The organism is Bradyrhizobium sp. WSM471 (genome assembly GCF_000244915.1).
In the GTDB taxonomy this organism is placed as follows: Bacteria; Pseudomonadota; Alphaproteobacteria; order Rhizobiales; family Xanthobacteraceae; genus Bradyrhizobium.
The window spans coordinates 1,572,326-1,585,762 of record NZ_CM001442.1; the positions used below are offsets into that span (position 1 = coordinate 1,572,326).

A 13,437-nucleotide genomic window follows, 5' to 3' on the forward strand; every position below is an offset into this window, starting at 1 on the left:
TGAGCCAGCTCACCTGTCCATGCAAACCACTGCTCGGGCGACGTCAACGCACGGAAAATGAGAGACAGGCCATTTATTGCCGTTAAGCCTCCTGTCTGCTGATGTAGTTGAAAGGGTCTCATGTGTGTAAAAGCCATTTGAACTATAAGAGCGGCATGGCCAATGCATTCGCGTCCGGTACTCATCGGCCTCGGCGTTGCCATTTATTGCCTGGTCAAGAGCGAATTTATTGGAATTCGCTGTGGCTCACTGTCAGCGGTCTGCCGCTATGAGTTCGGAGTGAATCGCAGTTGCCGTATGGAGGCAGGCATCCAGTGACAGAGATCCGAAGGCGAGCTGGCAAAGGAGATAGTTGGCGCCTGCCTCATCCAGGTGATCGAGAAGAGTTTGGCGCACCGAAGCGCGCGTTCCGACAACGCACAGTTCACTGTCGATTGCGGCATCCAAGGACAGGGGCAGGTTAGATGGAGGCGGGATGTCATTGAGTTCGTACAGGAACTTAAAGCTTTTGAGCCATGTTTCGTAGGCAGGCGCGGCGAGGGAACGGGCCGCTGCTTCAGAGCTGGCAATCACGACCATGCGGAGCAACGCGAGAAATGGTGCTGAACTGTTGGCGTCACCCTCGGCGTTTTGATGAGCGCGATAGACATCGGTTATCTTACGAACGGCAGAAGAAGCGCCCATGCACGCGAGATTGGCGCCATTTGCCGCCGCCCAGCGGGCGGAGTCTGGCCGATTTGTCGCAATCCACGTTGGGGGACAAGGACGCTGGTGAGGTGAAAGCGTCAAAGGGACCTCGCTCAGCGCAAAATGCTGCCCTTCGTATGAGAGCGGGCCCCCATTCATCGCGCCAACGAAGATTTGGGAAGCTTCCTCGTAACGGCTCGAGGCCACATCGGCTCCAACGCCAAAATAGCTCAATTCGATCGGCAGAGAGCCGCGACCAAGGCCGACCTCAACCCTGCCGCCGCTCAGGTGATCCAACATGCAGATCTCCTCGAACGCACGCAGCGGGTGATAGAGGTTGAGCAGCATGACCAAAGGACCGACGCGAAGTCGCCGTGTGCGTTGTATGACGCTTGACAGAAACAAGTTCGGCGACGGACCCAGTCCATGCGGAGTGCAATGATGCTCCGCCAGATGATAGGCATAGAAACCGAGCCGGTCGTAGGCCTCCGCCAGCGTAAGGCGGTCCGCGTATTGCCGTGCGATATCGCGGCCGTCCTCGTCAAGATGGTCAAAGATGCCGCAGGTCAGATTTGAGGGAACCACGTTTCTCACTCAACTATCTCCTATATAGAGAGGACCGGAGTCCACCGGGTTTTGGGAGTGCAAGAGGCGCTCGCTGGCAATGCGCTGTATTACTGCGAAGCCGTTCACAAAGGGTCGTAATGCGGCGACTGGAGAACAAACTGGCTCGGGGCTGCCTCGCGAAGCTGCATCATGTGTGGGTCCGGATCGATTACGACAGACGAAGGGACCATTAGCCACGACATCCCACTTTCCTAAGAATGCTGCCGACGGCGGCAAGAAACGCATCCATCTGGCGCTTTGTACCGATGCTAACCCGAATGCACTCTTCCAGGCCGGCATCCGGAAAGAAGGCAACAAGGACTCTCTGGTCTTGCAACGCCGCCTGCCACCATCTGCCACCCTGGCCTACCGGCACACGGGCGAGGAGGAAGTTCGCGTGGGAAGGCGTTACGCAGAATCCAAATTCAGAGAGGGCGGCCGTTACGCGCTGGCGCTCAAGCCTGACGTGGCGATGGTTCTCCTCATAAGCGTCGCGATGCGCAAGGACGCTCATCCCCACGGCGTGAGCGACCACATTCATATTGAAGACATTCTGGATGTTGCGAAGCCTCCCGATCAGCTCGGGATGGCCCAAACCGAATCCGACGCGGATGCCAGCGGCGGAATAACTCTTGGAAAATGTGCGCAGGACCACAAGATTCGAATGTCGCTCAACGAGGCGTAGGCCGTCCTCGGGTGCGAAATCGACGTAAGCTTCGTCCAGTACGATCAATCGGTCAGATCGTGTAACGAGGCGTTCGATCTCGGCGAGCGGAACAAAGGTTCCGGTCGGATTGTTCGGATTGGCCAGCAGAATGAACTTGGCATGTTTAGCCGAACCGAAAAGCAGCTCGTCCATCGGCAAGCAGTCCGGTTCAGACCAGGGAATTTCAATGAAGCGGGCCCCTTGCAACATGGCAAGCTTGCGATTGAATGAAAAACCAGGCGACATCATTGCGACGTCGTCGCCCGGGGCAAGAAAGGCTCTGTAAATGAGGCTGAGCAGTTCAGACGATCCATTGCCAGCCATCACGCGATCGGTTGCAATGCCATAGGCAGCTGCGGCCGCTTGCCTCAAGCTGACATTGTCGTCTTCTGGATAGCGGTATTGCAGCTCGAGAGCTGCAATTGCGCTTCGCATCACGACGCCTGGCAAAGGAAAGGGGTTCTCATTCGTGTTTAGTTTCACGTAATTGTTGTCGGTGGTGGGCCGCCCGGACGGTAGAGCATCCAGTTCGCGAGCCACCGGCGAGAGCGAGGAAAGCATAGTCTGCAACTTTGCATCCAAAGTGGTGTTCTCCCTTTTTGTCGACGAGAGTAGTTGAGGGCGTTCGGCGAGCCTACATAGGTGCGTGCGCTTTGTTCGGACCCGTGAAGCGCGAGCCCGCGTGAATGTGAGTGTTGGAAGACAGACTTGGCTAAGGGCCGTACCGGATCAGACTCCGTCTCAAGGTCGATAGCGATCAGCACGGATCAGGCGTCGCACGGCGTTTTCCGAGCCGATAGCTGTTTCTAGGAAGGGGATGGAACGCCACGTCCCTCGACCGAACAGCGCAGCTAACGATCGGCTTGAACTCGCGCAATCCGCAGGCGGACTGCGCGTCACTGACATCGTTTCACGACGTACGTTCTTTCGAAAGAGGCCCTGACAGCTCACTCCCGAGAGCGAGGCGCGCATCAATTTCACTAGCTGGAAGAGGACCCCGATATTCGTCGCCCTTACGAATGTGGAAGTGATGCTCACTGCAGTGGCACCAGACGAATGGGAACGTACTCTTCGGGCGGCCCTGCGGGCGCGCACGATAGCCGTGATAGCATTGCTGCGAGGGTGAGAAATGCTGCGACTGCGGCGATTGCGAGGCACGTGAGCAGCGCGTACTCGCTATATCGAGGATGGTTCATCATTCGAACGCTCCGTGCGGTGTTGGGACGGGCCGGTCAGTTCTGCTCGACCTCTTCGACGGTATTGTCGCGCCAGCGGTAAACGATGAAGCCAGGAGCGGCATTGTCTCCCTTCGAATCGAATGCAACAGTGCCAATAGCCGTGTCGATTGGCTCGGAGCGGAGGGCCGCAGCGACCCGCGTGGCATCTAAGGTGCCGGCCCGTTTGACGGAGTCGGCCCATGCTTGAACCGCGGCATAAGCGTAGAGCGTGTAACCTGCGGCGGTTAGGCTCGAACCCTTGAGCTTGGCGACAGCAGCTGCGCCTGCAGCATTCTTCGTTGGATCCGGCATAAAGGTAAAGAGCGTGCCGTTCGCGGCCTCGCCGGCAATGGCCAAAAAGTCGGTTGTCATCAGCGGATCGTTGGCGATCACGGTCAGACGTGAGCCCGCCTCCGCGGCTTGACGCACGATCAGGCCGATCTCGTTGTAATAGCCGCCGATATAGACGAGCTGGATTCCCTCTCTCTTAAGTCGCGAAACGAGAGCGGTGTAATCCTTCTCGCCTGCAACATAGCTTTGTCGAACGGGATGCTCGCCGGCTGCACGAAGGCGCGATTCAACGATATCGGCGATACCCTTGCCTGCTGTGCTCTTGTCGTCGAGGACTGCGAGCTTTGCACCTTGGTGATGCCGCGCGATGTATTCGGCGGCAACTCTGCCTTGCTGGTCATCGCGGCCGCAGATCCGAAACAGGGTCGTTAGGCCGCGCTCTGTCAGACGGGGATTAGTCGACCCAGGCGAAATCTGAATTACCTCGGCTTCGGCGTATATGTCTGAAGCTGGAATCGACGAAGATGAACAGAAGTGACCAACGACGAGCTTGATCCCGTCACTTGTCAGGCGATTGGCAACAGCGACGGCCTGCTTGGGATCACATGCATCGTCCGCGATCCTCAATATGAGCCTTGTGTCAGGCAGCAGACCCGATGCATTTATCGAATCCACAGCTGCGGCCGCTCCATCGCGTATCTGCGCGCCGAGCGCCGCAGTGCTTCCCGTCATTGGACCGGCTATGGCAATGTAAACATCTTTTGACCTGGCGCTCGAGCTCAGGGCTAAAGAAACGAGCGCAGCAGCTGCAAGCCTGTGAACGCGAAGGACCGACATGTAGGGCTCCCGATGTCTCGCGCTACGACTTGGTCTGCTTCGCCTCCTGGATGACGGCGACCAACAGTCCGGCGCAATGATGTTTGAGTCGAACTCAGGTGGGTACGAATGGGCTCAGGTTGTTGCCAGGTTGCGCATAAGCATCGGAGCGGGCACGGACGAATGGACGTTCCGAAACTAGTCAGGAGAAGCGGTCTAAGGCTGACAGCACCAATATCGAACATCCCGCCGATACCCGGTACTCGCGCCAATCTTCCGTGCTCGACAGACATGTGCCGAGGAGACGCTTGGACGGCGCGGGACGATCATCGAGCGACGGGTTCTCGTGGAGAACTCTCACCGAGAACGTCTGTAAGTGGTGCCGGTCATCGGAGTCTCCCTTAATTTAGCCGACGCTCTGTCCGTCGCCCCGCTGCTGCGTCGATGCTTTTAGAAGGTACAATGTGACGCTACGTACGAATCAAGTACTTTGAAGCGTGCTCGTCGATGTTGATTGCCAAAGATCCGCAGAGCGAAACACCAATAGTGGGGACAACGCAGCTTTGGAGGCGAACTGCTAGGGACCAAACGATCCTGGCTCAGACAAGGATCACCATGAGCTCATTGGGTTTGGCGACATTCCAGTGGGAGGGCGTCGCGACGGGTGCGCTCAACTCTGGCCCAGCTGGTCCTCCAGCGCGGCGAGGGCGAGATCGAGGTATCGCATGAGGCTCGCATCCCAGCCGGCGAGATTGTGTGGTTCGGTCAATCGCGTCAGCACCTTAAGTATCATCGAGACAGTCGAATCAACTCCTGCGATCTCAGTCAGCAGCGAACGGGCCTGACGCGCGATTGCATTTGCCCGCTCGCAGCACGGAGGCTCACCCTGGTCCATGCAGCTTCGCAGCTCGTCCCGAATCTTTCGCCACCGATCTTCGCGGCTAGCGTTAGAGGCGCACGTGCAGATGGCAGAGGGGGCACGCTCCTCAATCCGCGACATGGCATCTAGCGTCGCCGGCAGCTCGTCGACACTGACTTCTGTCTCACCTTGCGTCGTCATAGTGCGCAATCGATCCCGTAATAATGTCGCGCGCGCGACTTGAAGCTCAATCCGCTCCAGATGGTTTCGCAACAGGTCCGTGAGAGATGTCCGCCCCTCGATCGCCTTGCGGATCTCAGGAAGCGAGAAGCCGAGCTCACGTAGAGCGCGAATCTGGGAGACGCGTTGTAGGCTTTCCCGATCGTACATGCGGTGACCGCCACAGGTACGTTCCGACACCGTCAATAACCCGGTATGTTCGTAATGATGCAGAGTGCGTACGGTTACACCGGTCGCCTCTGCAAGCTCTCCAATGCGCCATCGGCGCCGTCGTGGTATCGCGTTTGTCATGATCCTCAATTTGCAAGCCTACAACCTGACGTCACGTGAGAATCAAGTTATTTCAATGATCTAGATGATGCGTCTCTTGCTGCTGGCCCCAGAAGGTTAGAGTGCATGCCGGTGCTCAAGCGGCCGAGACAAGTGCAAGCATCAAGTACGCGAGCGACGCCAATTCGTCCCTCGCTGCGCGTTGCATCACCAGTCTGGCGATCGCCACGCGATTCTCGCTGGTTCGCATGCATGACGGCAAAGACGCGATCGCTTGATCGAACAGCCTTCCCAAGCTCGCCAGATCATCCGGATCGTAGACTCCGCTCGGCGTTTCCAACAGAACCTCCTTTGGTGATTGCACTCGCGCCGCACGTGACGAAGCCGTTTGGCTGTGGTGGGGCAAAAAGGAGACGGAGCGGCGACGTGCGTGAAAGAATGTGACAGGTGCGTCCACGTGATGCCGTTGTGCAACATGGCGTTTGCTTCCTCTGCCCGACAGTGCGCTAACCCAAAGTGTGCAATGTCTCCTGATCCTGCAGCAGCGGTGGCTATTCTGCGGCCTGATCATCAGGAAAGCGAAAGGATGTGCGTGACAGCCCGCTGAGACACGGCCTCCCGAAACGGCGAACCCAGACACAGCACTGATCTCATCGGATGGCTCTCTTTCAGTCGCAATCCTTGCCGTGACGTCTATCACCTCGGCGCGCGGTGCGGTTGATTGGGTTGATCATCGCGGATCAGTCGCACCACCAGTCGTGGCGCGGTGGCGGGCTTGGCGCCTAACAGCTTTTTCGATCGTCCGCTAGTCCTGTTGTGGCACTGTGGGCTCAAAGGCGTTGCTCGCGTGATCGCTGCCCAGGTTTTGAGTGCCGGAAGACGATGGCTGCTCTTCAACGGCGCAGGTCCGCCGCCGTGAACGTCGGGAGTATGACGGAAGGCAAGCTCAAGACCATTCCTGAAGGCATCATCTCAACGCAGGTGCACCTCAGCGTCTGGCAAAACGTTGCTCGCAATTAAGGACCGGGTCTCGAACGATCGTGCCATATCCGTTGCATGTGGCGGAACTCACACGCGTCTAGGGTCGCCCAGGCGCCACGCGCTCGCGCCCGAGCAAACACCTGACATAACTCGTGCAGCAATAACTTGCATGTTTAGGCGTGCGCCGGATCAGTGTCGCGGAGCGCGTACATCGGACGGCGTCGGGAGATGCAATGCACTCGAAGTGCAAGGATCCGTAGCGGCTTTGCCTCTGTACAATCACTTGGCGAACCGCTGGCCGCCTCGCTATACGGGTCCGCAATAGCAAGAGACGATGCTACAGTGTGGTTGAGAGTTTGATGCACGTCTTAAGGCCATCAACTCGAAGCTACTCCAAAATCTGGGGGGCCAGCTGGCGGAGTCGCAGCAAATATCCCATCGAACACAAGGCTCGAGCGCGATCTATCACCGTATTGGCTTGCTCGTGCAACCGCTCACACCTCAATTCCAGCCTCTAACAGTATCGCTTTGGCATGCGCGCTGGACATAGATGCTTCGGGTAAGATAGGCAAATCATCTTGCCGCAGCAAAGGAGCCCTTCGGGGTCAGCGGTGCGAGGCAGCAGCTCGAGATGGACGGCGGTGGCGCGGTGTGAGTCACGCCGCGATCTTTCGAAAAACGCGATTGTCGCGACATCGGAAAGAAGGACCCGGCACCGATCATCCGATTTGGCTGGGGATGTCGGCCGAAATGATCGAAAGCTGGAGGAGGAGCAGGCTTGGCGAGTGGGAGCGGCGACCGCTTACGCGGCCGCACCTTGGCACAGTTGCGGTCCTCTCATCATGAACACTCCTCACCGCAACACGCGCGCAGCCGGAAAAGTGCCGCCAGCTGATGTCACTTGATCCGGGTTGATCCTGCGGTCTGCAAGCTTGCGGTTGCACTCGATCACGCGGCATCGCGCCCATCGAGAGGAAGATAAGCGCCGTCGAGAGAGGAAGTGTTCCGAATTTCCATTGTGACATTGTGCGAAGACACGCAGTCTTCCCCGCCCATCCGGGTTTGCGCGAGCTGGCGGTTGGCTTTGGGGTGCGCGATCGTGGGCGGCGTCTGCGTTCAGCTTTCATGTTGATTCGACCTGAACGAGCAGGAATCGCCTCTGCCGGTCATCAGCCATTTGTATCTAGTGGCGCGCTTCGGGACTAACTCCATCGCTGTTGAAGGCAATGAGATCCACCAGTTCAGGCAAACAGCGATGCGGGTTCGCTACCAGGTGAAGCCCGCAACGTCGATCGCAGGTGCTGGCCTTGAACCTGACGCGGCGTGCGATTCAAGCGAGTTTGGTGCTGAGGCCGAACATTGTTCGCCGGACACGCCACATAATTTTTGCGTACTCTGAAGCTGGCGCATGCACCTGTGATGCGGTCCCGTCCGAATCAGCGGAAAGTCCTTAGCCGCCAAGCGAGCTGTGTGATGCGCAGGATCGTCACGGCACGGCGAGTCAATCGGCTGCGACCCGACCAAACTACGCTTAAGCGCGCTTTTTTTCACTATGCCAAACGTCAATCAGAGGACCGGGGGCTTCGGGCCTGGCGTAAGTCCGGTTAGCGGGAGCAGGCCGCAACCGGCCCGAACAGTCCTAGGACGGGCCGTGACATTGGCTGATCTCGGACGGAGAGACCATCGTGGATGCCTGCTGCAAGAATATGTTGCGCAACCACATGCTTGCAGGATCAGTATTATGAATGGCGGGCCATTGGACGGCCTCTGTGAATGTGAGAAGTCGCAGGGGAGGTTCGACAACCCGCAGCGGCATCGTCTGTGCGAAATGGCTGACCAATCTTGAGGGCATGCTCGCTATACGGTTGGTGCCCAACAACATAGGCGGAATCATGCCAAACCCCTGCACCGCGACCTCGGTGCGTATCTTGAAACCATGCTCGAGCAAGAGCCATTCGTGGAAGGAGGGCCTCAGGGAGCGCCCGAACTGGGCTTCCACGTGCCCGATCGAGATGTATTTCTCGAACGTGAGACGCGAAGCGAGCTGCTTGTTCATGGGGCAGCCCACGCAGACGAAAGTGTCCTCGAACAGAGCCGCCTTCGGATGCGCGCTCGACATGAACATCTGCGGATACATGAGAAAATCGACTTCACCGCGCCGGAGAAGCTCATCAGGTTCCTCTGCGGGCGGCAGCAACTCGAAACTGATTGTTGGTGCTTCCCGCGCGACGCGGTCCACGACCCCTCGAAGAAACACGACGGTCATGAAGTCGGACAGGATGATCCTAAATCGCCGATTCGATTGAGACGGATCGAAGCCGTCTGGAGAAATAATGGAGTGCTGAATGTGAGCGAGAGCCTCGCGAATCGGGGCTGCGAGCGCTTCAGCCCGCGGCGTTGGGACAAGCTTCCGTCCTTTCATGGTGAATAGCTCATCGCGAAAGTAAGTGCGAAGCCGCGCGACGGCGGCACTCATGGCAGGTTGACTGAGATTGATGCTTCTTGCCGCCGTAGTGAGATTGCCTTGCGTCACCAGGGCGTCGAACGCGACGAGGAGATTCAGATCAAGGCCCTTGAAACGCATAATCCGGAGCGATCCACGCTGTGAATGTGTTCTATCGATATAATCGATTTTACCATTTGTACCGAATGAGGATAGCAAACGATAGTTTAGCGAGATGTCAGATCCATCAGAATGGTTACAAACCGTTGCGCGTCTCAGCCCAGCGCTAGGTATCAATCAAGACGTCTCGATCGAGCGGTCGCAGTTTCGCGCGTGTTGCGCAAGCCATATCGCCGTGAGCTAGAACGATCGAAATCCGCAAAGTTGCGTGGGCGTATACGACGAGCAAACCATCGTATGGCTTCGCCAATCCATTCTATATCCACCGTGTACCGCCGTAGAATTGAGCGAACCCTCAACCAGGCCGTAGATTGCCGTCCGGTCGCACCCCTCCGGTTGCGGGTGCCAAATGTGCCTTGGTCGCATCCGATTGGATTGCGTCCTTGCGACGGTGAAATCGTGCGGAACATGCAAGCGAAGGCGTCCTTGGCGAATCTGATGAAAGTTGCGCACACGCGCGATGTGGTCGCGATTGTGAATGCAGATCAGTCAGTGCGTGAAGATCTGACGGATATGGTGTTTTCCGCAGGTTACGTGCCTGAACCATTCGAGAGCGCAGAGGGGTTCTCGAAATCAGACCGCCGTTCGATCACGTCGTGCTTGATCGCGGACATGCACTCGAGCGCGATGAGTGGCCTCGAGCTCTTCGATCATCTGGTTGCATCCGGAGGCGCGATTCCTACCGTTCTGCTCACAGGCCACTCCGAACACGATGTGAGGCGAGGCCCTGGACGCCAGTTCATGAGCAAGCCTTTCGAAGGTAGCGAACTTCTGGCCTGCGTCAGGAGCCAGATAGCGAACAGGAATGACGCCCTATGAACATGATCGCGCCCGAATCCACACGAGGTGTTTCGGCGCGCCCTCCAGTCCGTTGGAGGTTGTGCTGGGAGAATGACCTTGAACTTGCTGACCATATTGAATTATCCGACTTCTTCCGGAAGACCTATGGTCCGACGGGGGAATTCAATGCAAAGCCCTTTGAAGGTCATCGAAGCTGGGCCGGCGCAAGGCCTGAAATTCGGGCAATCGGCTACGATGATCGTGGCGTTGCGATTCACATCGCGGCACTGCGCCGCTTCATAAAAATTGGTCAGACCGATCTGCTCGTGGCTGAACTCGGATTGTACGGGGTTCGCCCGGATCTGGAGGGGCTTGGGATAACCCACTCGATCCGAGCGATGTATCCCGTATTGCGAGATCTTGGCGTGCCGTTCGGCTTTGGCACGGTCCGAGCTGCCCTGCAGAAACATATTACCAGGCTGCTCGGGCGACAGGGATTGGCGACTGTTCTGCCAGGGCTCCGCGTCCGGTCCGCGCGTCCGGACATCTACCTCAATGTGCCTCCGACACGTGTGGAGGACGTGGTCGGCCTCGTTCTGCCGATTGCGAGACCCATGAGCGAATGGCCTGCGGGTGACACGATCGAACGGAACGGGCCAGAACTGTGAGGTCCACAAACGACGCGACTGAAGCGCGGAGCGACTACGCCGATGCCGGCGGAGAGCCTTGCGTCTATCTGAGCTTTGATGATGGTCCCAACCCGCTTTGCACGCCGGCTATCCTGGATGTTCTGGCGCAGCATCGGACGCCCGCCACCTTCTGCGTGATCGGTGCATACGCGGCGGCCCAGCCGCAGCTGATCCAGCGCATCATTGCAGAAGGGCACGAGGTCGCAAACCACACAATGACGCACCCGGACTTGGCCAAATGCATAGCGGATGAGGTGGAATACGAGATCCTCACGACGAATAAGGTCATTGGAATGGCCTGCCCCGGGGCCTCTGTGCGGCACATGCGTGCGCCGTACGGGATCTGGAGCAAGGAGGCCTTCGCCGTGTCGGCGAAGGCCGAACTGGCAGCCCTGCACTGGTCAGTCGACCCGCAAGACTGGTCGCGTCCCGGCGTCGAGGCGATTGTTGCCGCGGTGCTGGCCTCGGTCCGGCCGGGCTCAATCGTGCTCCTGCACGACGGATGCCCTCCCGACGAGTTGGGACGCTGCCCTCATGCTGGTCGGCGCGACCAGACCGTGACGGCGCTCGCCCAACTCATTCCAGCACTGCATGACCGTGGATTTGCAATCCGGTCGCTTCCTCAACCTCACTGAATAGATCGGTTCCCATGAGCCTGCTTGCCACCATCAGCACCGCTGCTGTTGCCTCCTACGCGTTGCTCTCCAGCGTCCACAAGAGCGCGCAGGCGCTTTATGCGCTGCGAAGCGACGCTCCACTGCCGCCGTACGACCCGATCGACGCCGATGCTCTGCCCAGCGTCGATGTCATCGTGCCCTGCTTCAACGAGGACCCGCGCACGCTGGCGGCCTGCCTGAAGTCTATCGCAAGCCAGGATTACCCAGGGCGATTACAGGTCTATGTGGTCGACGACGGCTCTGCAAATGTCGGCGCAGTGGCCGCGGTCCACGCGAGCTACGCGTATGACCCGAGATTCACTATCATTCTGCTGCCAAGCAATGTTGGAAAACGCAAGGCGCAGATCGCAGCGATTCGCCGCTCATTCGGCGATCTCGTGCTCAACGTCGACTCCGACACGGAAATCGACAGCGACGTGGTCAGCAAGCTGGTGCGCAAGATGCAGAATCCAGCCGTCGGCGCGGCCATGGGCCAATTGAAGGCCAGCAACCGAAACGACAGCTGGCTGACCCGATTGATCGACATGGAGTACTGGTTGGCTTGCAACGAGGAGCGCGCGGCGCAGACGCGGTTTGGTGCCGTCATGTGCTGCTGTGGGCCGTGCGCCATGTACCGGCGCTCCGCGCTGCTGTTGCTGCTCGAGCAATACGAGACGCAGTTCTTCCGGGGAAAACCCAGCGACTTCGGTGAGGACCGTCATCTCACCATCCTCATGCTCAAGGCAGGGTTCCGAACGGAGTACGTTCCGGACGCCATCGCCGCCACGGTGGTCCCGGACACGCTCTTGCCGTATCTGCGCCAACAGCTCCGCTGGGCGCGCAGCACCTACCGCGACACCCTGCTCGGTTTGCACCTGCTGCCCGGCCTCGACCGGTACCTCACGCTGGACGTGGTTGGACAGAACCTCGGCCCGCTGCTGCTCGCCATCTCATCGATTGCCGCGCTCGCTCAGCTCGCGCTCACGGGCACCGTGCCCTGGTGGACCGGTCTGACCATCGTCGCGATGACCCTGATTCGATGCAGCGTGGCAGCCCTGCGCGCCGGCGAGCTTCGATTTATCGGCTTCTCGCTGCACACCCCGATCAACATCTTCCTCCTGCTCCCGATGAAAGCCTATGCGCTCTGTACCTTGAGCAACAGCGATTGGCTCTCGCGCAAAATAGCGAAATCACCAGACGTTGATGAATCGAAGGGCTCGACCGAAGACGCGACAACTGGACCAAGCCTTAACCCCGGATCGGAAATGCCTGGCGCAATTCGCAGGGCAGGTCTTGCGCGCGCTCCATCGCAGCTGATCGCGCCGGATGGCATTGCGGCCGAGACTGAGTGAGCAGCTTTGTAGGAGATTAGGTCGTGAACGTGCACCAGACATATCAATCGTTGGAACGGGAGCTGTCTAATGAGGATCCGTGGCGGCTCGACGACAATCCGTTCGAACGTGAGCGTCACACCCAATTGCTGCGGCTGTCGCTGTCGAACAGCGCCGTCTCAAATGGCCTCGAAATCGGGTGCGCGGCCGGTGCGTTTACAGAGAAGCTTGCTCCTCACTGCAAACGGCTCACGGTCATCGATGTTATGCCGCGAGCGATCGGTCGAGCGGTCCAGCGGACCAAGAGGTGGTCGCATATCAGCTGGGCGGCGACTGACATTCTGCAGTTCTCGGCCGCAGAGCTGTTCGATCTGATCGTGGTCGCCGAAGTTCTCTATTATCTCGAAGACATGACACAAATGCGTACTGCAGTCGGCAACATGGTCAAGATGCTTGCTCCGGGTGGGCATCTGGTCTTCGGATCTGCACGTGATGCGACCTGCAAGCGATGGGGGCATGTCGCTGGCGCCGAGACGGTCATCACGATTTTGACTGAAGCCCTCATTGAGGTCGAACGCGTGCAGTGCCAGGGGCAGTCGGCTGACGAAGACTGCCTTTTGGTCCGCTTTCGGAATCCGGAGCCATCTTTGATCCCACCCAACGGCCGAGGCTGAAAGGAGCCACT

11 protein-coding genes are annotated in these 13,437 nt (G+C 58.5%); 5 read left to right on the forward strand and 6 right to left on the reverse strand.

Features of this window, described 5'->3' with window-relative positions; all coding sequences use genetic code 11:
- Positions 1 to 252: 252 nt before the first annotated feature.
- From BRA471DRAFT_RS07065 to BRA471DRAFT_RS07090, 6 genes are all read right to left on the reverse strand, one after another.
- Positions 253 to 1,281, reverse strand: coding sequence for an LLM class flavin-dependent oxidoreductase (locus BRA471DRAFT_RS07065; protein ID WP_007605754.1), 1,029 nt, complete (start codon positions 1,279 to 1,281; stop codon positions 253 to 255).
- 202 nt (positions 1,282 to 1,483) lie between these two features.
- Positions 1,484 to 2,560 (reverse strand): histidinol-phosphate transaminase, encoded by a 1,077-nt coding sequence (gene hisC, locus BRA471DRAFT_RS07070; protein WP_050992558.1) that lies wholly within the window; start codon positions 2,558 to 2,560, stop codon positions 1,484 to 1,486.
- Positions 2,561 to 3,231: 671 nt separating this feature from the next.
- Entirely contained in the window at positions 3,232 to 4,344 is a 1,113-nt protein-coding gene (locus BRA471DRAFT_RS07075) for a branched-chain amino acid ABC transporter substrate-binding protein (protein WP_007605759.1), read from the reverse strand.
- 649 nt (positions 4,345 to 4,993) lie between these two features.
- Positions 4,994 to 5,713 carry a MerR family transcriptional regulator gene (locus BRA471DRAFT_RS07080; protein ID WP_088930950.1) on the reverse strand — a complete coding sequence of 240 codons (720 nt, stop codon included), beginning with the start codon at positions 5,711 to 5,713 and terminating at the stop codon, positions 4,994 to 4,996.
- A 115-nt stretch (positions 5,714 to 5,828) separates the two neighbouring features.
- Entirely contained in the window at positions 5,829 to 6,032 is a 204-nt protein-coding gene (locus tag BRA471DRAFT_RS07085) for a hypothetical protein (RefSeq protein WP_035973624.1), read from the reverse strand.
- A gap of 2,280 nt (positions 6,033 to 8,312) precedes the next feature.
- Complete coding sequence (locus BRA471DRAFT_RS07090; protein WP_007605762.1) at positions 8,313 to 9,257, reverse strand: LysR family transcriptional regulator; 945 nt, start codon at positions 9,255 to 9,257, stop codon at positions 8,313 to 8,315.
- Between the two features lie 465 nt (positions 9,258 to 9,722).
- Here BRA471DRAFT_RS07090 and BRA471DRAFT_RS07095 point away from each other — a divergent pair, with 465 nt between their 5' ends.
- From BRA471DRAFT_RS07095 to nodS, 5 genes are read left to right on the forward strand one after another with little or no spacing between them, the layout of a single operon-like run.
- Entirely contained in the window at positions 9,723 to 10,115 is a 393-nt protein-coding gene (locus BRA471DRAFT_RS07095; protein ID WP_231171047.1) for a response regulator transcription factor, read from the forward strand.
- Positions 10,112 to 10,744, forward strand: coding sequence for a NodA family N-acyltransferase (locus BRA471DRAFT_RS07100; RefSeq protein ID WP_007605764.1), 633 nt, complete (start codon positions 10,112 to 10,114; stop codon positions 10,742 to 10,744). The genes BRA471DRAFT_RS07095 and BRA471DRAFT_RS07100 overlap by 4 nt, the downstream gene beginning before the upstream one ends.
- Positions 10,741 to 11,400 carry a chitooligosaccharide deacetylase NodB gene (nodB, locus tag BRA471DRAFT_RS07105; protein WP_007605769.1) on the forward strand — a complete coding sequence of 220 codons (660 nt, stop codon included), beginning with the start codon at positions 10,741 to 10,743 and terminating at the stop codon, positions 11,398 to 11,400. The genes BRA471DRAFT_RS07100 and nodB overlap by 4 nt, the downstream gene beginning before the upstream one ends.
- 14 nt (positions 11,401 to 11,414) lie before the next feature.
- Positions 11,415 to 12,773 (forward strand): chitooligosaccharide synthase NodC, encoded by a 1,359-nt coding sequence (gene nodC, locus BRA471DRAFT_RS07110; protein ID WP_007605778.1) that lies wholly within the window; start codon positions 11,415 to 11,417, stop codon positions 12,771 to 12,773.
- Positions 12,774 to 12,796: 23 nt separating this feature from the next.
- Complete coding sequence (gene nodS, locus BRA471DRAFT_RS07115) at positions 12,797 to 13,426, forward strand: nodulation methyltransferase NodS (RefSeq protein ID WP_007605788.1); 630 nt, start codon at positions 12,797 to 12,799, stop codon at positions 13,424 to 13,426.
- Positions 13,427 to 13,437 lie beyond the last annotated feature (11 nt).

Bases quoted from the DNA above. Each gene is read 5' to 3' on its own strand.
- BRA471DRAFT_RS07090 (WP_007605762.1), bottom strand. From the start codon at position 9,257: ATGCGTTTCAAGGGCCTTGATCTGAATCTCCTCGTCGCGTTCGACGCC.
- nodC (WP_007605778.1), top strand. From the start codon at position 11,415: ATGAGCCTGCTTGCCACCATCAGCACCGCTGCTGTTGCCTCCTACGCG.
- BRA471DRAFT_RS07075 (WP_007605759.1), bottom strand. From the start codon at position 4,344: ATGTCGGTCCTTCGCGTTCACAGGCTTGCAGCTGCTGCGCTCGTTTCT.
- hisC (WP_050992558.1), bottom strand. From the start codon at position 2,560: ATGCTTTCCTCGCTCTCGCCGGTGGCTCGCGAACTGGATGCTCTACCG.
- BRA471DRAFT_RS07080 (WP_088930950.1), bottom strand. From the start codon at position 5,713: ATGACAAACGCGATACCACGACGGCGCCGATGGCGCATTGGAGAGCTT.
- BRA471DRAFT_RS07100 (WP_007605764.1), top strand. From the start codon at position 10,112: ATGAACATGATCGCGCCCGAATCCACACGAGGTGTTTCGGCGCGCCCT.